This window comes from Sphingomonas lacusdianchii, from assembly GCF_022664395.1.
GTDB classification, from domain to species: Bacteria; Pseudomonadota; Alphaproteobacteria; order Sphingomonadales; family Sphingomonadaceae; genus Sphingomonas; species Sphingomonas lacusdianchii.
Window position 1 is genome coordinate 249800 of sequence record NZ_JAKRET010000006.1, and the last position, 23291, is coordinate 273090.

At 65.9% G+C, this 23291-nt stretch carries 17 protein-coding genes and 1 pseudogene; 11 read left to right on the forward strand and 7 right to left on the reverse strand.

The annotated features are described in order from the left end of the window. Window positions 1-55 precede the first annotated feature (55 nt). Window positions 56-520, reverse strand: coding sequence for a DUF3429 domain-containing protein (locus MF607_RS10735; RefSeq protein ID WP_242118441.1), 465 nt, complete (start codon window positions 518-520; stop codon window positions 56-58). Between the two features lies 1 nt (window position 521). Further along, window positions 522-989 (reverse strand): hypothetical protein, encoded by a 468-nt coding sequence (locus tag MF607_RS10740; protein WP_242118443.1) that lies wholly within the window; start codon window positions 987-989, stop codon window positions 522-524. A gap of 73 nt (window positions 990-1062) precedes the next feature. On the opposite strand from MF607_RS10740, the gene rpiB reads away from it, so the two are divergent. The 8 genes from rpiB (at window position 1063) to MF607_RS10780 (ending at window position 10629) form a co-directional block, all read left to right on the forward strand. Then, window positions 1063-1503: a ribose 5-phosphate isomerase B gene (rpiB, locus tag MF607_RS10745; RefSeq protein ID WP_242118445.1), complete on the forward strand. Its 441-nt coding sequence runs from the start codon at window positions 1063-1065 to the stop codon at window positions 1501-1503. An 81-nt stretch (window positions 1504-1584) separates the two neighbouring features. Then, a complete protein-coding gene (gene glyA, locus MF607_RS10750; protein ID WP_242118446.1) occupies window positions 1585-2880 on the forward strand; it encodes a serine hydroxymethyltransferase in 1296 nt (431 codons plus the stop codon). A 9-nt stretch (window positions 2881-2889) separates the two neighbouring features. After that, on the forward strand, window positions 2890-3045 hold the full coding sequence (locus MF607_RS10755) for a hypothetical protein (RefSeq protein ID WP_242118448.1): 156 nt from the start codon (window positions 2890-2892) through the stop codon (window positions 3043-3045). Between the two features lie 54 nt (window positions 3046-3099). Then, complete coding sequence (gene nrdR / locus MF607_RS10760) at window positions 3100-3561, forward strand: transcriptional regulator NrdR (protein ID WP_242118451.1); 462 nt, start codon at window positions 3100-3102, stop codon at window positions 3559-3561. A gap of 149 nt (window positions 3562-3710) precedes the next feature. Next, on the forward strand, window positions 3711-4754 hold the full coding sequence (locus tag MF607_RS10765; RefSeq protein ID WP_242118453.1) for a TrmH family RNA methyltransferase: 1044 nt from the start codon (window positions 3711-3713) through the stop codon (window positions 4752-4754). Between the two features lie 66 nt (window positions 4755-4820). After that, window positions 4821-5834: a glycoside hydrolase family 5 protein gene (locus MF607_RS10770; RefSeq protein ID WP_242118455.1), complete on the forward strand. Its 1014-nt coding sequence runs from the start codon at window positions 4821-4823 to the stop codon at window positions 5832-5834. Window positions 5835-6515: 681 nt separating this feature from the next. After that, window positions 6516-7958 (forward strand): tryptophan halogenase family protein, encoded by a 1443-nt coding sequence (locus MF607_RS10775; protein ID WP_242118511.1) that lies wholly within the window; start codon window positions 6516-6518, stop codon window positions 7956-7958. A gap of 106 nt (window positions 7959-8064) precedes the next feature. Further along, window positions 8065-10629 carry a TonB-dependent receptor domain-containing protein gene (locus MF607_RS10780; RefSeq protein ID WP_242118459.1) on the forward strand — a complete coding sequence of 855 codons (2565 nt, stop codon included), beginning with the start codon at window positions 8065-8067 and terminating at the stop codon, window positions 10627-10629. 259 nt (window positions 10630-10888) lie between these two features. Here the strand turns inward: MF607_RS10780 and MF607_RS10785 are convergent, their stop codons facing one another. From MF607_RS10785 to MF607_RS10805, 5 genes are all read right to left on the reverse strand, one after another. Beyond that, window positions 10889-12034 carry a glycoside hydrolase family 68 protein gene (locus tag MF607_RS10785; protein WP_242118461.1) on the reverse strand — a complete coding sequence of 382 codons (1146 nt, stop codon included), beginning with the start codon at window positions 12032-12034 and terminating at the stop codon, window positions 10889-10891. A 26-nt stretch (window positions 12035-12060) separates the two neighbouring features. Then, complete coding sequence (locus tag MF607_RS10790) at window positions 12061-14166, reverse strand: alpha-galactosidase (protein ID WP_242118463.1); 2106 nt, start codon at window positions 14164-14166, stop codon at window positions 12061-12063. After that, window positions 14163-15512: an MFS transporter gene (locus MF607_RS10795; protein WP_242118465.1), complete on the reverse strand. Its 1350-nt coding sequence runs from the start codon at window positions 15510-15512 to the stop codon at window positions 14163-14165. Before MF607_RS10795 ends, MF607_RS10790 begins: the two co-directional genes overlap by 4 nt. A 105-nt stretch (window positions 15513-15617) precedes the next feature. Continuing rightward, window positions 15618-16643 carry a histone deacetylase family protein gene (locus MF607_RS10800; protein ID WP_242118467.1) on the reverse strand — a complete coding sequence of 342 codons (1026 nt, stop codon included), beginning with the start codon at window positions 16641-16643 and terminating at the stop codon, window positions 15618-15620. Next, window positions 16640-17491 carry a type 1 glutamine amidotransferase gene (locus tag MF607_RS10805; protein ID WP_242118469.1) on the reverse strand — a complete coding sequence of 284 codons (852 nt, stop codon included), beginning with the start codon at window positions 17489-17491 and terminating at the stop codon, window positions 16640-16642. Before MF607_RS10805 ends, MF607_RS10800 begins: the two co-directional genes overlap by 4 nt. Before the next feature lie 137 nt (window positions 17492-17628). Between MF607_RS10805 and MF607_RS10810 the strand changes: the two genes are divergently transcribed. From MF607_RS10810 to MF607_RS10820, 3 genes and pseudogenes are all read left to right on the forward strand, one after another. Continuing rightward, complete coding sequence (locus tag MF607_RS10810; RefSeq protein WP_242118471.1) at window positions 17629-19230, forward strand: tetratricopeptide repeat-containing sulfotransferase family protein; 1602 nt, start codon at window positions 17629-17631, stop codon at window positions 19228-19230. Window positions 19231-19358: 128 nt separating this feature from the next. Beyond that, on the forward strand, window positions 19359-21872 hold the full coding sequence (locus MF607_RS10815) for a TonB-dependent receptor (protein WP_242118473.1): 2514 nt from the start codon (window positions 19359-19361) through the stop codon (window positions 21870-21872). Window positions 21873-21892: 20 nt separating this feature from the next. Beyond that, window positions 21893-23149: pseudogene (locus tag MF607_RS10820) on the forward strand (Xaa-Pro dipeptidase); the annotation flags it as partial. Window positions 23150-23291: the final 142 nt, after the last annotated feature.

Here is a 23291-nt window from a genome sequence, read left to right on the forward strand (position 1 = left end):
TACGAGGAAAGACGGCGCCAGATCGAAAACGGGCGATATGCCTGTCCCGACTGTGTCAGGGCTGGGCGAGCAACCCGGTGAGCAGCGTCAATGCCGCCAGTCCCACCGACAATGGCACCCGCAGCTTCATCCACCAAGGCGGCACATGCCCGGCCCGGACCAGCGCCATGTCGACCAGCAGCGATCCCAACAGCCCGGCGGCAACGATCGCCGCCGCCGACAGAACCGACGCGAACAGCACCGCCCCCGCCGCCAGCGCGACCAGGCTCGGCACCACCGCGATCGCCAGCCACGGCGTCAGCGCCGCGCCGGTCACCCGTGCCGACACCGCGCCCCACCACATGCCGCCCAGAAAGCTCAGGATCAGCGCCGCATAGAATAGCGCCAGCGCCAGCATCATCCCGCCCTTGGCCGGATCGATCAGCCGGACGGCGACCGCGACGATCGGCGGCAACAACCCGGCATAGCCCAGCAGCAGCGCCGCGATCGGCGGCCGCACGACCGGAACCGGTTCGACCATATCAGTCACGGCAATAGCCCTCGCCCGGTTTGACCGTCAGGCAATCCTTCTTGCCCGCGAGCCACTTCAGCCCCGTTGCATCGCCGTTGCTGGGTTTCAGCATCAGCGTCTCGCCGTTCCGCTGGAACCGGATGCCTTCGGGTACGACCGTCCCGACATAATCGCCCTTGTTGTCGAGGTCATATTGCATTTCCAGCTTCACATCGCCCTGCGCCGGATCGCTGACGACCAGATACATGCCCTCGACGCCCGTCCAGCGGCCCAGATAATGGGTCGCCCCCGGCGTCGCGGTGGCGCTGGGGGTCGGGGTCGGAGTGGGGGTGACCGGCGGGGTCGGTGCCTTGGGCGCGGGCAGCGGCGTGGCGGCGCTGTTCTCGATCGCGGCCTGGGTCGCGGCTCCTTCGCTGCGCCGTTCGGATGCGCCGCATGCGCTCAACGCAAGCGCCGCGACGATGATCGTTCCACGCATCCCTTCCGTCCCTTTCGCCTTCATCGTTGACCTCAGCCTAGCGCCCGGCGATCCCGACGGCTAGAAGCGGCGCATGGCCCGTATCGCAATCGCATCCGACCACGCCGCCCTAGGGCTCAAGGCAGAACTCGCCACTTGGTTGCAAGACCAAGGACACGAAGTCGCCGATCTCGGCCCCACCGAAGCGGCAAGCGTCGACTATCCCGACTATGGTTACAAGCTGGCACAAGCAGTTAGCGGCAAGACCGTCGATTTCGGCGTCGCCTTGTGCGGATCGGGCATCGGCATTTCGATCGCGGTCAACCGCGTTGCCGCCTGCCGCTGCGCGCTGGTGTCCGAACCTTTGTCGGCATCGCTGGCGCGCGAACATAACGACGCCAACGTCATCGCCATGGGGGCACGGCTGGTCGGCAGCGAAATGGCGAAGGCCTGCCTGACCGCCTTCCTCGCGACCCCGTTCGGCGGCGATCGCCACCAGCGCCGCGTCGACAAGCTCGGCAATCCGCCCGCCTGAAAACCCGATTCCCCGGGTGGCAATTATGTGACGTGGGCAGTAAAGCGCGCGCGACCTCTTTCTCAGCGGGAGCCGCGCCCCATGACCGACCAGTTCCGCCCCGACGGTTTCTTCGAAACCAGCCTCGCCGATGCCGACCCCGCCGTATTCGCGGGCGTCACCCACGAACTGGAGCGCGAACGCTACCAGATCGAGCTGATCGCATCGGAAAACATCGTGTCGAAGGCGGTGTTGCAGGCGCAGGGCTCGGTCTTCACCAACAAATACGCCGAGGGCTATCCCGGCAAGCGCTACTATCAGGGCTGCCACCCTTCGGACGAGGTCGAGCAGCTGGCGATCGACCGTGCCAAGCAGCTGTTCGGCTGCGGCTTCGTCAACGTCCAGCCGCATTCGGGCGCACAGGCGAACGGCGCCGTGATGCTGGCGCTGACCAAGCCCGGCGACACGATCATGGGCATGAGCCTCGACGCCGGCGGCCACCTGACGCACGGTGCCAAGGCGGCGATGTCGGGCAAGTGGTTCAACGCGGTCCAGTACGGCGTCGATCGCGAAACGCACCTGATCGATTACGATCAGGTCGCAGCCCTCGCGCGCGAGCACAAGCCGACGCTGATCATCGCCGGCGGTTCGGCCTATCCACGCCATATCGATTTCGCGAAGTTCCGCGCGATCGCCGATGAAGTCGGTGCCAAGTTCATGGTCGACATGGCGCATTTCGCCGGCATCGTCGCCGCCGGTCTGCACCCGACCCCGTTCGGCCATGCCGATGTCGTCACCACCACCACGCACAAGACGCTGCGTGGCCCCCGTGGCGGCATGGTGCTGACCAATGACGAAGCCATCGCCAAGAAGATCAATTCGGCGGTGTTCCCGGGCCTTCAGGGCGGCCCGCTGATGCACGTCATCGCTGCCAAGGCGGTCGCGTTCGGCGAAGCGCTGCGCCCGGAGTTTAAGGACTATATCCGCGCCGTCGTCGAGAATGCGCAGACGCTGGCTGCGACGCTTAAAGATCGCGGCGCGAACGTCGTCGCCGGCGGCACCGACACGCATCTGGCGCTGATCGACCTGACCCCATTGGGCGTCACCGGCAAGGACGCCGACGAGGCGCTGGAGCGCGCCGCGATCACCTGCAACAAGAACGGCATCCCGTTCGATCCCCTCCCCCCGGTCAAGACCAGCGGCATCCGTGTCGGCAGCCCGGCAGGCACCACCCGCGGCTTCGGCAAGGCCGAGTTCACCGAGATCGGCCATATGGTCGCCGACGTGCTCGACGGCCTGCGCGCCAGGGGCGAGGCCGGGGACCCGCAAGTCGAGGCGGACGTTAAGGCCCGTGTTCGGGCGCTGTGCGAGCGGTTCCCGATCTATCCGGGTCTGTAAGGAGGTCGCATGGTGAAGGACAAATCGCTCGGCAAAAGCATGGCGAAATGGGGCGCGCTCGGCGCGGTCGTCGCCATTCCGGTGCCGTTCGTCGGCCCGCTGATCGGCGCCGCCGCCGGTGCGGGCTATGCCTGGTACAAGGCGAACAAGAAGCCGCGTTACTGACGCGCCCCGCCCGCGCCGCCACCGGGTGGCGCGGGTGGTTTGACAGGATGACCGATGCGCTGCCCGTTCTGTGCCCATGACGACAGCCAGGTGAAGGACAGCCGCCCGAGCGACGACGGCGCCGCGATCCGGCGGCGACGGCAATGCACCGGCTGCGGCGCGCGCTTCACCACCTTCGAGCGCATCCAGCTGCGCGACCTGACCGTCGTCAAGTCCGGCGACCGCCGCCAGCCCTTCGACCGCGACAAGCTGCTCCGCTCGGTCGCCACCGCCTGCCGCAAACGCCCGATCACGCCCGCGCAGGTCGAACGCCTCGTCTCGGGCATCCAGCGCCAGCTCGAAACCACCGGCGACAGCGAAATCCCCTCGGGCCGGATCGGCGAACTGGTGATGGAGGGGCTGCAGGGCCTCGATCCGGTCGCCTACATCCGCTTCGCCAGCGTCTACAAGGACTTCCGCGAAGCGAAGGATTTCGAGGCGTTTGCGGGCACGGTCGGGGACGCGGCGAAGGGGTAAGGTCCCTTCCCCCCACCCCGTTCGGTTCGAGCAGCTTCGAGCCTGCCGAGAAGCGTCCGTCGAGAACGCAGTCGTTCGGGGCACCCCCTTCCCCCGATCCGGTTCGACCAGTATCGAACGTGGCTGAAACCCGCCCGAGAAGGCCTCCCATGTTCCACGTCTACATCCTGAAATGCTCGGACGGCACCTACTATACCGGCCACACCGACGACCTCGACCGCCGCATCGCCGAGCATCAATCGGGTGCGATCCCCGGCTACACCGCCGATCGCCTGCCGATCGAACTGATGTGGAGCGAAACCTTCCAGAGCCGCACCGAAGCGCTGGAGCGTGAAGCGCAGGTCAAGGACTGGTCGAAGAAGAAGAAGGAAGGGCTGTTCCGCGGCGACTGGTCGACCGTGTCCACGGCGGCGAGTTCCCGACAGACGCACCTCGACAAGCTCGATGCTGCTCGAACCGAACGGGGGGGCATTGAGTCCCGCCAACCCGTCATCGTCCTCGTCCGCCCCCAGCTCGGCCAGAATATCGGCAAGGCCGCGCGGGCGATGCTCAACTTCGGCCTTACCGAGATGCGCCTCGTCGCCCCGCGCGACGGCTGGCCCAATCCCGAAGCCGGCCCCGCCGCCAGCGGCGCCGACAGCGTCCTGCGCGACGCCACCGTCTATGACAGCGTCGCCGATGCCGTCGCCGATTGCGCCCATGTCTACGCCACCACTGTCCGCAAGCGCGGCATCACCAAGCCGGTCGCGACGCCCGAAGCCGCCGCACAGGCGATCCGTGCCGAGGCCGGTCGCTCGGCGATCCTGTTCGGCCCCGAACGCTCCGGCCTCGAAACCGACGACGTGGCCCTCGCCCGCACCATCCTGACCGTGCCGATCAACCCCGAATTCAGCTCGCTCAACCTCGCGCAGGCGGTGATCCTCGTCGCCTATGAATGGTCGAAGGGGCAGGATCTCGCCAGCCCGCCGGTCGTCGACCTAGGCGAACCCGCCCCGCATGAGGAGCTGGAGGGCATGATCGGCCAGCTCGACGACATGCTGGAGGCGGCACGCTTCTTCTTCCCGCCCGAACGCGCCGCCACCTCGCGCCGGACGCTGCGCACGCTGCTGACCAAGCCCGGCTGGACGTCGCAGGAAGTGCGTACCATGCGCGGCGTGCTCTCAGCGCTTGACGGGGCGAAGCGGCGGCGCTGAGCATGATTGAACGGCGGCGCGGACCGCGATAGCCTCGCGCGTCCGCCCCGTCCGAAAGAACCCCGCATGCGCTTCAAATCCCTCGCCCTTTTCGCCGCCGCGCTGATCGTGACACCGTTGTCGGCGACCCCCGCCCAGACCCCCGAGCCGGCATGGCAGGCGGCGGCCACGCTGAAGCGCGGCGTCAACATCATCGGCTATGACCCACTGTGGCGCGACCCGGCCAAGGCGCGGTTCCAGACCAAGCATTTCGCGATCATCGAGCAGGGCGGCTTCGATTTCGTCCGCGTCGTGCTGCAGGCGTTCGAGGATATGGACGCGCAGAACCGGCTGAACCCACTATGGCTGGCAACGCTCGACCGGGTGGTGAAGGAAGCGACTGCCGCCGGCCTGACCGTCATCCTCGACGAACATGACTTTAATCGCTGTTCGGCGGCGCCCGATGCCTGCGAGCCGAAGCTGATCGCCTTCTGGCAGCAGATCGGCGAACGCTATCGGAGCGCGCCGAACACCGTGCTCTTCGAACTGCTCAACGAGCCGCACGCGCCCCTCGACGCCGCGCGGTGGAATGCGATGCTCGCCAAACTGATCCCGATCGTGCGCGCGACCAATCCGAACCGGACGCTCGTCATCGGCCCGACCCGCTGGAACAATCTCGAGGAACTGCCGACGCTCGACCTGCCCAAGGACGACCGGAACATCATCGTGACGTTCCATTCCTACGAACCCTTCCGCTTCACCCATCAGGGCGCGCCATGGGCCGAGGATATGGCGAAGGTCAGCGGCGTTCCCTTCACCGCCGCCGACGAAGCGCGGATCAAGGCCGATTACGACAAGGTGGCTTCGTGGTCGAAGGCGAACAACCGCCCGATCCTGCTCGGCGAATTCGGCGCCTATGACAAGAGCGGCATCCCGATGGAGGCCCGCGTCCGTTACACCTCGGCCGTCCGCCGCGAGGCGGAAGCGCATGGCTTCCCCTGGGCCTATTGGCAGTTCGACAGCGATTTCGTGGTGTACGACATCGACAAAGGCCAATGGGTCGAACCGATCCGGCAGGCGCTGGCGCCGAAGGGGAAGTAGGCGAGCGATCCGTTGCCCGGGCTTGACCGGGGGCCCCGCCTTTACTGCCGCTACGAAGACGAAGCGCCCCCCCGGGTTCGAGGCAAACCTCCGCGGAACGCTACTGCACCCTATTCCCGTAAAGGTGACACCTCTGCAAAAGCTCTTCTCGTACCCCGGCGCATGCCGGGGCCCAGTTGGGGGACGTCGATAAGCTACGGAAAACCTTCCCAACTGGACCCCGGCCTTCGCCGGGGTACCGGAGTTTTCAGGTGATTGAGCGATTGTCGCAAAGGTCTCGCCTTCGCGGCGGTACGGCACGGGCGCGGCGTGTCGCACAAGCCTGCCTCAAGGCCGATCGACATTCAGCGACGATCTTGAATGTTCGTCATTCCCGCGCAGGCGGGAATCCATAACCGCCGACGATTCGGCTGGATTCGCGACGCTGGCGCCTATGGACTCCCGCCTCTGCGGGAGTGACGATAGCAGATAGAGCAGTCGTCCCCCGTACGGAGAATGGCATGTCGATCGATCTAGTCCGGGGCGAGGCTGCCCGACCGCACTCGATTGCAGTCCGACCCAACCCGCACTAAACCTCCCCCAGAACCGTGGCAAACGCGGACCGATGGAGAGTGCAGCGTGGACCAACCGCAATCGGCAATTCGCTCGATCCTGATCGTCGGTGGCGGCACGGCGGGATGGATGAGCGCGGCGGCACTGGCACATGCGCTCGGCAAACGCTGCGCGATCACGCTGATCGAATCGGACGAGATCGGCACGGTCGGCGTCGGGGAGGCGACGATCCCGCCGATCAAGCTGTTCAACGACACGCTCGGCATCGACGAAGCTCAATTCCTGCGCGAGACGAAGGGCAGTTTCAAACTCGGCATCGAATTCGTCGACTGGGCACGGCGGGGGCATCGCTATTTCCACCCGTTCGGTACCTTCGGCAAACCGTTCGATCTGGTCGCGGTGCATCAGCATTGGCTGGCGGCGCGGGCCGCCGGGTCGCCCGTCCCGCTCGACGACCTGTCGATGGCATGGGGCGCGGCGAAGCATGGCCGGTTCGCACGGCCGATGGCCGATCCGCGCAGCGTCGCCTCGACCTTCGACTATGCCTATCATTTCGATGCCGGCCTCTACGCCGCGTTCCTGCGCCGCTATGCCGAGGCACGCGGCGTCGTCCGGGTCGAGGGCAAGGTCGCCGACGCCGCGCTAGCGGGGGACAGCGGCAACGTCGCGTCCGTCACGCTGCACGACGGGCGCACCCTCGCCGCCGATCTGTTCATCGACTGTTCGGGATTTCGCGGGCTGCTGATCGAAGGCGCGCTGGCGACCGGCTATGACGACTGGACCCACTGGCTGCCCTGCGACCGCGCGGTGGCGGTGCCGTGCGAAACCGGTGGCGACGGCCTGACGCCCTATACCCGGTCGACCGCGCGCGCGGCGGGCTGGCAATGGCGCATCCCGCTGCAGCATCGCACCGGAAATGGCTATGTCTATTGCAGCCGCCATCTGTCCGACGACGAAGCAGCGACCATGCTGTTGGCGAACCTCGATGGGAAGGCGCTGGCCGACCCGCGCTTCCTGCGCTTCACCACCGGACGGCGGCGGCGCTTCTGGAACCGCAACGTCGTCGCGATCGGCCTGTCGAGCGGGTTCATGGAACCGCTCGAATCGACCAGCATCCACCTGATCCAGACCGGCATCGCCAAGCTGCTCGCCTATTTCCCGACGCGCGATTTCGACCCGCTGCTGATCGACGAATATAATCGCGTCGCGATCACCGAATATGAACGCATCCGCGACTTCCTGATCCTGCATTACAAGCTGACCGCGCGCGACGATGCGCCGTTGTGGCGCGACTGCGCGGACATGGCGGTGCCCGATACGGTCGCGCTGAAGATCGCGCATTTCCGGCATGGCGGGCGTCTCGTCGCGCGTGACATGGATCTGTTCGGGCCGCCCAGCTGGCTGGCGGTGCATATCGGCCAGCTGAACGATCCGGTGTCGCTCGACCCGTTGCTCGACACCACCAACAGCGCCGGCTTCGTCGATCGTCTATCCGGTGCGATCGAGGCGATGGCGCGGTCGATGCCGATGCATGCGGCATTTCTGCAACAGATCGGCGCAACGACGCTTTAGTCCCAGATCGTTAATACAATCCTTTGCATTACCGCTTGCAAACGATTGCGGCAGGTATATGTAGCAGCCATAGGCCCCGTCAGGGAGGCCGTTCAGGAGGGTTGCCATGAAATTGCCGGTTCTGCTTGCGTGCTCGTCGCCGATTGCCCTGTTGGTCGCATCGCCGGCCATCGCCCAGGTCGGCGCGCCCCAGGCGCAGACGACCAGCGAAGCCCCCGGCGCGATCCCCGATCCGGCCGAGGCGACCGACGAAATCGTCGTCACTGCCAGCAGCGGCGAACGCTCGCGCTTCCGCAGCTCGATCTCGGTCACGCAGCTCAGCAACGACGCGATCACCAATTTCACGCCGCGTTCCGAAGCCGAAGTGCTGCGCAACATCCCCGGCCTGCAGCCCAGCGACACCGCCGGCCCGGGCGGTAACGCCAATATCGGCGTGCGCGGCATTCCGGTGTCGACCGGCGGTTCGGAATATGTGGCGTTGCAGGAAGACGGCCTGCCCACCGTCCTGTTCGGCGACATCAACTTCGGCAACAACGACTACTGGCTGCGCTTCGACCAGAATGTGCAGCGCGTCGAAGCGGTGCGCGGGGGTTCGGCCTCGACCTTCTCCAGCCAGGCGCCGGGCGCAGTCATCAACTATCTGAGCAAGACCGGCGACAAGGCCGGGGGCCAGGTCGCCTATTCGAACGGCATCGGTTTCCGCGAGCATCGCGTCGATTTCGACTATGGCGCGCCGATCAACAACACGCTGCGCTTCCATGTCGGCGGCTATGCCCGCAACGGCGGCGGCCTGACCAACGAACGCTTCAACATTCTGCGCGGCTATCAGATCAAGGCGAACATCACCAAGGATCTGCCCGACGGCCGCGGCTTCGTCCGCCTGTATTTCAAGCGGCTCGACGAACAGGCGCCGACCAACACCACCACCCCGTCGATCGCGACGCTGGACGGGAACAAGGTCACCGGCTTCGCCCCGCTGCCGACCTTCGACGGACGCGACGGCTCGTCCTATTCGATCTACAACCGCCGCTTCCAGTATCTCGACTATGACGGCGGCGGCCTGCGCAGCGCGGAGATCCAGGGCATCCATCCGCGCGTCACCGGTCTGGGCGCACAGTTCCACTACGACCTGACCGACAATCTGACGCTCGACAACGTCATCCGCTATCAGTGGATCAGCGGCAATTTCACGACCCAGTTCATCAACGTTACCAATCGGGTGAACACGGTCGCCGGCGTTTCCTGCGCCGCCGGCTCGGCGGGTGCGAACGGCGTGATCGGGTCGTGCGTCAACGGACAGGTCGTCGGCTCGGTCCGCTATGCCGCCGGTCCGAACCAGGGGCAGCTCTACACCGGGACCTACATCAACAATAATCCGAACATCAACACGTTGATGAAGAACATGAACAACTTCGCCAACAACCTCGCGTTGAACGGCAAGTTCGACCTGGGCGGTGGCAAGGCGACCTTCTCGACCGGCGTGTTCGTGATGAAGCAGAACATCGAGCAGGACTGGCACGTCAACCGCAACTTCGCCGAGATCAACGGCGAGAATGCGGCGCCGCTCGACCTGTTCTCGACGATCGGCACGCAGTTGACCGCTGCGGGTCAGGCCGGCTTCAACGACAATTGGGGCAGCTGCTGCGCCCGTCGCGTCGATCTCAGCTACACCGACGTCGCCCCGTTCCTGCAGGTCGGCTATGAAACCGGCGGTCTGAACCTCGACGCCTCGGTCCGCTACGACAATGTCAGCGGCAAGGGCACGGCACAGGGCGGCGTCGCCGGCCCGACCGTCCGCGCCAGCGACGCGCTGGGATCGGCGCTCCTCCCGTCGCTGGTCCTCAACCCGACGGTCGAGAATATCGATTACAGCGACAGCTATGTCAGCTGGTCGGTCGGTGCGCTCTACGCCTTCAGCGGCAATACCAGCGCTTTCGCCCGCGTCAGCCGCGGCGGCCGCTTCAACGCCGATCGCCGCGTCCTGTCGGGCAATTTCAACGCCGACGGCTCGCTCAACGCGCAGGGGCAGCAGACCTCGGTCAACTTCCTCAATCAGCAGGAAATCGGCCTGAAGCAGCGCGGCAGCGTGCTGGGCGATGCGTCCTACACCGTCGAAATCACCGGCTTCCGCTCGACGCTGACCGAAAACAACTACGACTTCACCCGCATCAACAATCCGGCCCCGAACAACGACCCGAACATTTCGAACGGCTATCGCTCGTTCGGCGTCGAGTTCTCGAGCCGCCTCAACTACGGCAACTTCCACCTCGCCGCCGATGCGACCTATTCGAATTCGAAGATCGTCAGCAGCGCGACGGCGGCCCTGGTCGGCAACCGCCCCGGCGGCCTGCCCGAATTCCTCTACGTCATCTCGCCCTCCTATGACGCAGGCGTGGTCGCGTTCGGCGTGAGCGTGAACGGACAGACCAGCACGCCCTCGGACGATTTCAACCTCTACACGATCAAGGGCTCGACCTTCGTCAACGGCTTCGTGACCGTGCGCCCGGTCGACCGGATCGAATTGGGGCTGAACGTCAACAACCTGTTCGACAAGCTCGGCTTCCGTGGCGGCGGCAACCTGAACCCGGTCCTGTCGTCGACCAGCGCCGTGTTCAACAACACCGCGCTCTATGGTCGGACCGTCACCGGCTCGATCCGCTACCGTTTCTAACCCCCTCCCAAGCCTGACGGGCGGCACGGCTTCGGCCGGGCCGCCCTTTTTTTGTGCGCGGCGTGTGGCGGCCTCCATGCCGCAAACGTCATCCCAGCGCAGGCTGGGATCTCTCAATGACAGCACGGAGCAGGAGCCGCGCGAGGCCCCCGCCTGCGCTGGGGCGACGCATTTGGCAAAAGGCCCATAACCGCACACAAAAAAAGGGCGCCGCCGGACCCAACCGGCGACGCCCCACGGCATCCAAAGCCGGACGACCTCACATCGTCCAGCGCGCCTTGTCCCCGTCGAGCACCAGCCGGAACCACGGCGCCGCCGTCCCCCCGAAATGCTTGCGCCGCGTCGCGCCATCGGCCGGCTCCACGCCGTTCAGCCCCACCGAATCGGCAAAGCTGATCACGTCCAGCTCGCCCGTCACCCACCAGCAATAGGCCTGATAGGGTTCGGCCGCCGGATTGCCCGCGACCAGCCCCGACCCGTTGAGCGGCACCCACGGCCCGGCCATGCTGTCCGCGACCGCGCCGTACAGCCCGGTCGGCGCCCCGGCCCCGTCGACGAACCGCTTCGCCTGTGTCGACCAGAACAGATAATAGCGTCCGTCGACCAGCACGATATGTGGCCGTTCCAGCTCGCTATTGACCCCGATCGATTCGAGCAGCGGCGCCGCCAGCCGCCACGGCTGATCGGGCGCGTCGCGCCGCGCGACGCCGATCACCCCGTCATGCACGTCGTCGACCCATCCGGCCGATCCGACGAACAACAGATATTCGGCGCCGTCGGCGGGATCGCGGAAATAGCCCGGATCGCGAAATCCCTTGATCCGGCCATCGACCGCCTCCGCCTGATCGGCGCGCAGATAGGTCGCGCCATCGGCGGCGATCGATTCGACCGGCACCGACCAGTCGCCGACCCGGCCATCGGCAAAGCGCCCGACCGACTCGAACAATCGCTGTTCGAACGTCCGCGCCTGCCCCCGCCGCCCCGATGCGGTGAAATACAGGGTCAGCGTCTCGCCATCCTCGGCCAGCACTGCCGATCCCGACCATTCGCGGCTGCCGGGCGTGAACCCGTCGGGAAACGCATCGCCATGGTCGCGCCAGCCATCGGCACCATGGCTGGTCAGCCGGATGCGCGCCGCATCGTGCCGGTCGTCGGGATCGGCGAATTGCGGCGTTAGGAGGAAGAACCACCAGCTGCGATCGTCGACGAACGCGGTGCGGCCATCGGCATAGGCGATCTGCCACATGTCCCAGACGTCGTGCCCCGGCACCACCGGCGCCAGTTCGTCGAGCGAGAATAGCGGCAGCGCCAGTTCGGGCTGATCGGCGGCCTGCCGCACGGCATCGATGCTCCAATGGGTCGGCAGCGGCTGATCGGCGGCGGAACGGCGGGCGGGCATGGTCATGGGTAGTGCTCTCGACAGGAAAGGGTTCAGGCGGCGGTGAGGGCGAACAGCGCGACGCTCTCCGCCTTCATCGCCGGGATCGGCAGGCCGGCAGCGGCAATCCAGTCGCCGTCGAGCACCACGCCCGCGCCGCGCATCCCGGCAAAGACGGGCGCATCGGGCAACGGGTGACCGGGCACGGTGGCAAGATCGAGCAGACGCACCCGCACCCGCCCCGTGCCGGCCAAGGGCGGGACGGGCAGCGGCAACGGGTGGCGCACCGTCATGGGCTGCACCTGCGTCACGCTCAGCAACAGATCGCCCGGCGCTCCGTGCATCTGCCACAGCAGCCTGTCGCCACCCTCGCCCATCCACAGCCGGCCATGATGCAGCCGGTCGCGCAACGCCTTGTACCGCTCGATCGCCGCCGACAGCGTCACCGCATCGGCGGGCGCGATCGCCGCCGGGTCCAGCTCGACCCCGAAATGGCCGGGCAGCGCCACCGCGGCGCGGAACGCCATGCTCTGGCTGCGCCCGGTTGAATGCGCCGGGCTGGCGCCGACATGCGATCCCATCATCTCGGGCGGCAGGAAATGCAGGAAGCCGCGCTGCATCGCGACCCGGCTGACCGCGTCGATGCAATCGCTGGTCCACATGCGATGCGTCCGCGTGGCGATGCCGGCATCGCTGCGCCCGCCGCCGCCGGCGCACGCTTCGATCTCGACCGCCGGATGCGCCGCGCGCAGTCGGTCGATCAGCGCATAGGCACCCAGCGTTTGCGCATGATAGCCCGCCCGCCCCCGCGCATCGCCCGCGGGCGCCAGATCGCGGTTATGATCCCATTTCAGATAGGCGATCGGCAGGTCGCGCAGCAGCGCGTCGATCGCATCGAACAGATATGACCGAACCTCCGCCCGCCCCAGATCGAGCACCAGCTGGTTGCGCGAGGTCAGTTTGGGTACCCCGTCCAGCTGCAACGCCCAATCGGGATGCGCCCGCGCCAGATCGCTGTCGGGATTGACCATTTCGGGTTCGACCCACAGCCCGAACTCCATGCCGAGGCCGACGACATGCTCGGCCAACGGCTTCAACCCGCGCGGATATTTCACCGGATCGGCGACCCAGTCGCCCAGCGCGGCCGTATCGTCGCCGCGCCCCTTGAACCAGCCATCGTCGAGCACGAACCGCTCGACCCCCAGCCCCGCCGACCGATCGGCCAGCGCCATCAGCGCCGCCTCGTCATGGTCGAAATAAAACCCTTCCCAGCTATTCACATGCACCGGGCGCGGACGCATCGCTCCGCCCCATGGTGCGCGCGCCCGGACGGCGGCATGGAATGCCTGCACCGCGCCGTTCAGCCCGGCGGTCGAACAGGTCGCCAGCATCTCCGGCGTCGCATAGGTCTCGCCCGGCGCCAGCCGGATCTCGCCCGGGGCCAGCGCCTCGCCCATCTGCAGGATCCAGAAACCGTCGTCGTCGCGCTCGATCGACAGGCGGTGATTGCCCGACCATGCCAGTTGCGCGCCATGCACCCGGCCATGGTGCCAGCCCGCATCCGGCCCGACCACGAACAGCCCCGGCGGTCCGGCATGGCCGGTCATCCCGCGCCGGTTCTCGCGGACCCAGCCATGTGCCGGCATCGCTTCGTCATGGACCACGAACTCGGCATTGTGCCGCCCGGTGAAGCTGCGGATCGTGGCGCTGTCACCCGGCAGCGGCAGCGTCCCCGCCGCCAGCCATTCGATGTCGAGCACCTCGTCGCCGTCATTGGTGACGCTCGCCGACAGGGTCAGCATGTCGCCCGCCATCGCGATGCGCTGCACCACGGTCACCCGCGCGGTCCGGTCGGTGAGCGTAACGGTGACGCGGTCCGCCTCCTCGGCGATGGCGACATCGTCGAACCATTGCGCAAACGCCTGCCCCCCGCGATGCGCACGCAGCGCCGCAGGCCCGAACCAGCCGGTGCCATAGCTCGGCACCAGCGCCAGCGGCTGGTCGCGATCGAGCGAGAAGGACGCCTGCGGCCGGGTGTCGGCGAGCACCGGCAGCGTGTCGGCATCGACCCGCGGCCCCCACCATCGCCACAGCGGCGCGGCATCGGGCCGCGCTTCGAGGATCAGGCTCGACGCGTCCCCGTGCAGTGCGATGGTCACGCCGCCGCCTTGTGCGTCGCGCCGACCGGCAGCCCTTGCGCATTGCGCTCGCGCACCGTCCATACCGCAGCGGCGGCGGCGAACATCAACACCCCGCACAGCGTCAGCACGTTGCGCGGATCGCTGCCCAGCAGGCTGTCGTAGAACAGCCACATCGTTCCCGAAAAGATCAGCATCGGGATCACGATCATCATGTTGAAGATGCCCATATAGACCCCGGTCCGCTCGGGCGGGATCGATCCGGCGAGGATCACATAGGGATTGCCCATGATGCTGGCCCAGCCGATGCCGATGCCGATCGCGGGCAGGAACAACATCCATTTCTGGGTGACATGCGGCAGCCAGACCATGCCGATCCCGGCAAGGATCAGGCAGATGGCGTGCAGCCCGGCCGCGCCCATCCGCTTGGCCAGCGGCACCATCGCGAACGCCGCGAGGAACGCGACGCCGTTATAGAATGCCGCCATCTCGCCATTGGTCAGCACCGCCGAATGGAAGCCCGTCGATGTTGCCTCGGCCGTGCCATAGACCGACCGGCCGATCGAATAGATGACATATGCCCAATAGGCGGCCATCGCATACCATTGGAACAGGCTCATCAGCGCCAGCTTGCGCATCGCCAGCGGCATGTCGCGGATCGCCGATCCGATCTCCTTCAGCATCGCAGCGAACCCCTTCGGCTCGGCGGCGATGCGGGCGCGTTCTTCCGGCGCCAGCGGCAATTCGGGTACGCGCCAGATCGACCACAGGATCGTCGAGAAGCTCAGCACCGCCCCGACCATGAACGCGATCCGCGCGGTATAGGGGATGTTGTGGGCGTCGACCCAGTCCTGGTTCATCCCCGCCCACACCAGCAGCGACGGGGTCAGGAACGCCAGCATCTGCGCCGCGCCGGTGAAGGCGCTTTGCGTCAGGAACCCGACCTGATGCTGATTTTCGTTCAGCCGGTCGCTGACATAGGCGCGATACGGCTCCATCGTGATGTTGTTGCCGGCATCGAGGATCCACAACAGCGACACCGCCATCAACAGCGACGAACTCAGCGGCATGAAGAACAGCCCCAGCGCGCACAGCACCGCGCCGAGCAGGAAGTACGGCGTCCGCCGCCCCCAGCGGCTGTCGGTCCGGTCGCTCAGCGCACCGATCAGCGGCTGTACCAGCAGGCCGGTCATCGGCCCGGCCAGTTGCAGCATCGGGATCGTCGCCTCCGACGCGCCCAGATAGCTGTAGATCGGCGCCATATTCCCCTGCTGCAACCCGAACGAGAATTGCAGGCCAAGGAAGCCCAGATTCATCTCGAGGATGCGGGGGAGCGACAAATGGGGTTTGGAAGCGGGTACGCGCATCGGACATCCTCATGGCTGACGCCCGTCTTCGCGAGCCTGGCCACCCGCTATATCAGCTTCGCCGGCGCTGACAACAATCGATTGCGGAAGCGCCGACAAATGCCGTTACGTGGCACCTTCGTCACCTTCCACGCCCGACAGGAACGCCGCGACATTCGTCCCCAGCGCCTCGACGGCATAGCCGCCCTCCATGACGATCGCCGCCGGCAGCCCCGCCGCACCGATCATCCGCCCCATTTCGGCGAAGTCCCCGGTCTCCAGCGCGAAACCGGCAATCGGATCATGGGCATAGGTGTCGGCGCCGAACGACACGACCAGCGTCCTCGCGCCCCAGTCGGCGATCGCCGCCAGCGCCTGCGCCAGTGCCGGCCGATATGCCGCCCAATCGGTCCCCCGCGGCAACGGCAGGTTGAGCGTAGCGCCCGTCCCCGCTCCCTCACCCCGCTCGTCGCCATGCCCCCAGTAAAAGGGATAGTCGGTGCGCGGATCGGCATGGATCGATGCGAAGAACACGCTGCCATCGCTGAGGAAAATGTCCTGCGTGCCATTGCCGTGATGATAGTCGACATCCAGCACCGCCACCGGCCCCAGCCCCCTGGCCGTTGCCCGCCGCGCCGCGATCGCGGCGTTGTTCAGGAAGCAATAGCCACCCAGATAATCGGCGCCCGCATGATGCCCCGGCGGCCGGCACAGCGCGAAACTGTTCCGCGCGCCCTCCACCAGCGCCTCGACGGCGCTCACGGCACATTGCGCCCCCCAATAGGCCGCGTCCCAACTGCCTGCCGTGATCGGCGTCGACGCATCCATGCTGAACGCGCCCAGCCGCGCGTCGATACGCGTGAGGTCTAGCGCCCGCCGATGCCGCACCGGAAAGGCATAGCCGATCGCCTCGCCCTCGCGCCCTTCCCGAACCCAGTCGTCCCACGCGGTCCGCAGGAACGCCAGATAGCGCGCATCATGGACCGCCGCGATCGGCTCCGCTCCATGGTCGCGCGGCGCTTCCCATCGTCCCAGCGCATCCGCTATCGACCGCGCGCGCCCCGGCGTCTCGGCATGGACCGCCCAACCGCCATTGTGAAACTCCCGCCCGGGCGCATGGGCGAGCTGGCGATCGTCGAAGAAGCATCTCATCCCACCTTGTTCCGCAACATGGGAAGATGGGCAAGGAAATTGGCGATCTCGCGCCGCCGGTTGGCCTCGACCGCCAGTTCGTCGCCGACGCCCAGCTTACACCGCGTCGGGCCATGGTCCGGATTGGCATGCAGCCGTTCGAGCAGGTCCGCCTGATCGGCGACGTCGCCCGCGTCCGCCGCCAGCCCTTGCGCAACCAGTTCCTCCGCCTGCGCCCGCAGCGCCACCGCAATCTCTTCCAGCGACAATTCGGGATGATATTGCACGCCCCAGAACACGCCACCGGCAAAACGTATCTCCGCCGCCTGCACGCCCGTGACGGAATTTCCCGCTAACAGAACAGCATCCGGCGGCAGGACTTCAACCTCATCGCCATGAATCGCCCCCGCCTCCCAGACCCTGCCCCGTCCGGCCAGCAGCGGATGGTGCCGCCCGGCCTCGGTCGCGAGGATGCTACGGGCGACGCCTGCCTCCATGCGCTGCGGCATCCGTCGAACCTTCCCGCCCGCCGCCGCGACCGCGATCTGCAGCCCGGCGCACGACCCGAACGACGGTACGCCCGACCCGAACACCGCGCGCATGAACGCCAATTGTCGCGCGACTTCGGGCGTCTCGTCATAGACATGCATCGGCGAGCCGGTCAGGAACACGCCTTCGAATGTCCGAAGGTCGTCTGCCGAGAAGATGGGCGCGTCGTCATCGGCGGGCGCGACGATGGTCACATCGGCCTCCGGCGCCATTTGCCGAAGCGTGGCCGCATAGGTTTCGCCTGCGCTTTTCCCCGTCCTGCGTCGACGCGCCTCGCGCTCGTCCGGTAATTCGCTCTGCGCGATAAGATATTGGGGCAAATGGCATCCTTTGGCGACTTATCCGCGGCTGAACGCGCGCACGACCGGATCGTCGCATTGCGCAGAAGCGGGCCGCCGATATGTGCGGCCGACCGGCTTACCTTGATCTGGAGGTTGCATGATGGTTTCTACGATCCATGACGCCGCAGCCGCCATTGCTTCCCTACCGCCGATGGCATCCCCGTCTGGTCGATGCCGCGCTGGCACTGCACGACAATCGTCTGAGCGAGGCCGAGCCGCTGCTGCGCCAGCATCTGAAAGCCGACCCGTTCGACGCGCGCGCCATCCGGATGCTGGCCGAACTCGCCGGTCGGATCGGGCGCTACAAGGATGCGGAGACGCTGTTGCGGCGGGCGCTGGAATTGTCGCCGACCTTTCATGCGGCGCGGGCCAATCTCGCGATCGTGCTGTACCGTCTCAATCGCCCGATGGACGCGATCAGCGAACTCGATCTGCTGCTCGAGGAGGAACCCGATCATGTCGGCCACGCCAATCTGAAGGCGGCGGCGCTCGGGCGGATCGGCGGGTTCGAAGAGGCGATCACGCTGTACGAAACCGTGCTGCGCGATGCGCCGCAGCAGCCGCGCGTGTGGATGAGCTATGGCCATATGCTCAAGACCGTCGGGCGGCAGGCAGACGGTGTCGCCGCCTATCGCCGCGCGGTCGCGATCACGCCGTGGTTGGGGGAGGCATGGTGGAGCCTCGCGAACCTCAAGACCGTCGCGTTCGACGACGCCGATATCGCGGCGATGACCGACGCGCTGGCCCGCGACGATGTCAGCGTGGAGGATCGCTTCCACCTCGATTTCGCGCTCGGCAAGGCATTCGAGGACCGCCGCCAGGCCGAAGCGGCATTCGCGCATTATGACGCGGGCAACCGGCTACGGCGCACCCGCATCGTCTATGACGCCGATGAGACGGAGCGCTTCGTCGACGACAGCATCGCGACCTTCGACGCCGCCCTGATCGCGGCGTGCGCGCGGATGGGATCGATGGCCTCGGATCCGATCTTCATCCTCGGCATGCCTCGCGCCGGATCGACGCTGATCGAACAGATATTGTCGAGCCATCCTTTGGTGGAGGGAACGTCCGAACTCCCCGACGTGCCCGCCCTTGCCCGGAGCGTCGCCGAGTATCCAAGCGGGTTGTCGGCGCTGGATGGCGAGCGGTTGCGCGCGATGGGCGACGACTATCTGCGCCGTGCTGCGGTGCAACGTCGCTCCGACCGGCCCTTCTTCATCGACAAACTGCCCAACAACTGGGCGCATCTGCCACTGATCCTGCTGATGCTCCCCAATGCGCGTGTCATCGATGCCCGTCGCCATCCGCTTGGTTGCTGCTTCTCCAACTACAAACAGCATTTCGCGCGCGGTCAGGCCTTCAGCTACGACCTCGTCGACATGGGGCGTTACTACCGCGACTATGTGCGGTTGATGGCGCATGTCGACCGGGTCGCTCCCGGACGCGTCCACCGCGTTTTTTACGAGCAAATGGTGGACGATACCGAGGGAGAGGTGCGACGCCTGCTCGCGGCCTGCGGTCTGGACTGGGACCCCGCCTGTCTCGCCTTTCACGAAACGCGCCGCGCCGTCCGCACCGCCAGTTCCGAACAGGTGCGCCGGCCGATCTATCGTGACGGGACCGAGGCGTGGAAGCCGTTCGATCGCTGGCTGGAGCCGCTGCGCAACAGCCTCGGCCCGGTGCTGACCACCTACCCGGCGATACCGCCGTTCGACTGAGCGGAACGCGCGAGCGTGGTAAAACTGTCACGCTGCACCTGCGAAATGATGGTGGCAAATGGCGTGATATTGACGTCCGGAAGCCGCTTGGTAGCGTTGCGTAACTTTATGTTACAACGGGGGCTTTGATGCGGTCGATCTGTCGTGGAACGCTTGCAACGGCTTTGCTTGTTTCGTCAGCGCTGACGTCCGCAGCGGCCCTTGCCCAGTCGTCCGACAGCCCGGCCTCGACACCGACCGCAGACGCGGCAGCTGGCGAACCAGAGCAGGATGAGATCATCGTCACCGCGCAGAAGCGCGACGAAAGCATCCAGACGGTACCGCTCAGCATCCAGGCGATCGGAACGCGCCGGCTCGATCAGCTGAACGTCACCAGCTTCGCCGATTATTCGCAACTGCTTCCCTCGGTCGCGTTCCAGAGTTCGCAGCCGGGGGTCACCACCGTCTATATGCGCGGTGTCGCCAGTGGCGGCGACGGCAACCATTCGGGCTCGCTCCCTTCCGTCGGTGTCTATCTCGACGAACAGCCGGTGACGACGATCGGCGGCACCCCCGACATCCATATCTACGACGTCGCGCGTATCGAGAGCCTCGCCGGACCGCAGGGGACGTTGTACGGCGCGTCGTCCGAAGCCGGTACGATCCGCATCATCACCAACAAGCCCGATACCAGCGGTTTCTACGGCCGGATCGATGGCGAGGCGAACACCGTGAAATCGGGCGGTCAGGGCGGCCGGCTGGAGGGGATGCTCAACATTCCCCTGTCACAGCGTGCGGCCCTGCGCGTGGTCGGCTTCTATCAGCATGACGCGGGCTTCATCGACAACGTCCCCGGCACGCGCAGCTTCACCGGCGACATCACCGTCGACAATGCCGAGTTCGTCGAGAAGAACTATAATGACGCCGACATCTGGGGCGGTCGCGCGGCGCTGAAGATCGATCTCGACGATAGCTGGACGGTAACGCCGACCATTCTCTATCAGGAACAGCGCAATCACGGCAGCTTCGGCTATGATCCGAAGGTCGGCGATCTTCAGGTCCAGCATTTCTTCCCGGAATATCGCCGCGACCGTTTTGCGCAGGCGGCACTGACGATCGAAGGCAAGCTGGGCAATTGGGACCTGACCTATGCCGGCGCCTATTTCGATCGGCGCGCGCTGCAGTCGTCGGACTATACCGATTATGCCGAAGCCTATGACTCGCTCTACGCGTCGGTAGGCGGCATCGCCGGCTATTTCTACTTCCTCAACAATGCCGGGCAGCAGATCGATTCACGTCAGCGGATTATCGGCACCGATCACTTCAGGAAGATGAGCCAAGAGCTTCGCATCGCATCGCCGCAGGACGAACGGCTCCGGCTGGTGGCGGGTGCCTTCTACCAACGGCAGAGCAACCGCATCGGGCAGGACTATCGCGTTGCCGGTCTTGCCGACAATCTTTCGGTGAATGGTCGTCCCGGCACGCTGTGGCTGACCGAGCAATATCGCGTCGACAAGGATTATGCCGTTTTCGGCGAAGCCAGCTACGACCTGTTGCCGAAGCTGACACTGACCGCCGGTGCGCGCGCCTATATCTTCGACAATTCGCTGATCGGCTTCTTCGGCTTCGGTCGCGACCTCGACGGCCCGCCCTATAATGCGGCGGGGAGTTCGCGGACGGGCGTCGCCGGATGCTATACGACGACCGGCGCGCTGTTGCGCGACAATCCCGGTGGAACATTGTTCCCCGCCGCCGTCAGCGGCAGCCCGTGTACGAACCTAGCGCAGTTCGACGGCCGTTCACTGTCGCCGCGAAGCGTCGATGGACAGGGTGTCACCTATCGTCTCAACCTGAGTTGGAAGCCGGCCGACGGGCTGTTATTCTATGGTACCTGGTCGAAAGGCTTCCGACCCGGCGGCATCAATCGTCGCGCGACCGTCGCGCCCTATGCGCCCGACTTCCTGACCAATTATGAGGCAGGGTGGAAGACGACGTTGCTCGACGGCCGGCTGCGCTGGAATGGTGCGGTCTATCAACAGAATTGGGACGCGTTCCAATTCTCGTTCCTCGGCGCCAACAGCTTTACCGAAATCCATAACGGTCCCGACGCCCGTATCCGCGGCATCGAAAGCGATATCAGCGCCTATCTTGGCGGACTGGCACTGACTGCCGCGGGGTCGTACACCGATGCGAAGACGAAGCGGAACCTCTGCGCGATTGACGATCCGACCTTCACCTGCGCCGGTGACGGTAATTTCATCGCCGCGCCGACCGGCACCCGGTTGCCGATCACGCCGCGTTTCAAGATCAGCGGGAATGCGCGCTACACGGTCCCGGTCGGTAGTGCCAAAAGCTATGTGCAGGCGCTGGTGACGCATCAAAGTTCGGCGTCGTCCGACATCCGCACCGCCGTCGTCGAAACCGGAACCGGCGATATCGTCAATCCGGCAGCGCTTACCGGGCGGCTGGCCGCGTTCACGACCGCCAATTTCTCGGTCGGGCTCGATCTCCGGACATATACGTTCGAATTCTATCTGCAGAACGCCTTTGACGAACGCGCGCAATTGTCGCGCTTTCAGCAATGCGGCAGTTGCTACCAGCGGCCTTACATCGTGACGAACACCCCCCGGACGATCGGCATCCGCGCCGGCGCCCGCTTCTGACCGCTTTCGAAGGAACGTTGATGCGTAGTCTGGCCTGTCTTTCGCTGGCGCTTGCCTTGGTCGCGGCGCCGGCCGGGGCGAAAACGGTGGTGGTCACCGCGGCGCATATGGTCGACGTCCTTTCGGGAAAGCGCGTCGACGATCCGCAGGTGACGATCGTCGACGGTCGCATCCGCACCGTCGGCCGCCGCGGCGATCCGGTTCCGGCGGGGGCGGAGCGGATCGATCTCGGTGCGCGCACCTTGCTGCCCGGCCTGATCGACATGCACGTCCATCTGACCAGCGACCCGACCCTCAGCGGGTACAAGGTGCTGGAATTCACCGACAGCTACTGGACGGTCGTCGGGGTCGCCAACGCCCGCCGGACCCTCAATGCCGGGTTCACCACCGTGCGCAATGTCGGATCGAGCGACTATGCCGATGTCGGGTTGAAACAGGGGATCGAGCGCGGCGAGATACCCGGACCCCGCATCGTGCCCGCAACCTACGCCCTCGGCGTGACCGGTGGTCATTGCGACGCGACCGAGTTCCCGCCATCGGTCAGCGTCCCGCAGCCGCAGATCGCGAATTCGCCCGACGGCTTCCGCGCGGCCGTACGGACCGTCCGCAAATATGGCGCCGAAGTCATCAAGGTGTGCATGACCGGTGGCGTGCTGTCGAAGACCGACTCGGTCGGCGCGCAACAACTGAGCTATAACGAGATCAAGGCGATCGTCGACGAAGCGCATATGCTGGGCATGCGCGTCGCGATCCACGCACATGGTACCGAGGGTATCAATACCGGCCTGCGCGCTGGCGTCGACACGGTCGAGCATGCCAGCCTCGCCGACGCGACCTCGTTCAAGCTCGCCAAGGACCATGGCGCGTGGTTCGTCATGGATATTTACGACGACGACTATATCCTCGCCGAAGGGGCCAAGAACGGCGTCTTTGCCGAAAGCCTTGAAAAGGAACGCCAGATCGGTCGCAAGCAACGCGAAACCTTCCGCGCTGCACATGCTGCGGGTGTGAAGATGCTGTTCGGGACCGACGCGGGCGTCTACCCCAATGGCAACAACGCGCTCCAATTCGCCAAGATGGTCGAATGGGGCATGACCCCGATGGAAGCGATCCAATCGTCTACCAGTAGCGCTGCGCAGGCCCTCGACCGCACCACCGACGTCGGCGCTATCGCAGTGGGTCGGTACGGCGATCTGATCGCCGTGGATGGCGATCCCCTGACCGACGTGCGGACCCTCGAGCATGTCGCGTTCGTGATGAAGGGTGGCGATGTCGTCGTTCGGCCGGGCGAACTGAGCTGCCCCCTTCTGAGTGGTCCATCGACTATGACAGTCTGGATCAAGGAAGGGACGACGAATGCCAGCGAAGAAGCACAAGCCGGAGGAGATCATCGGCAAGCTGCGTGAGGTGGAGATCATG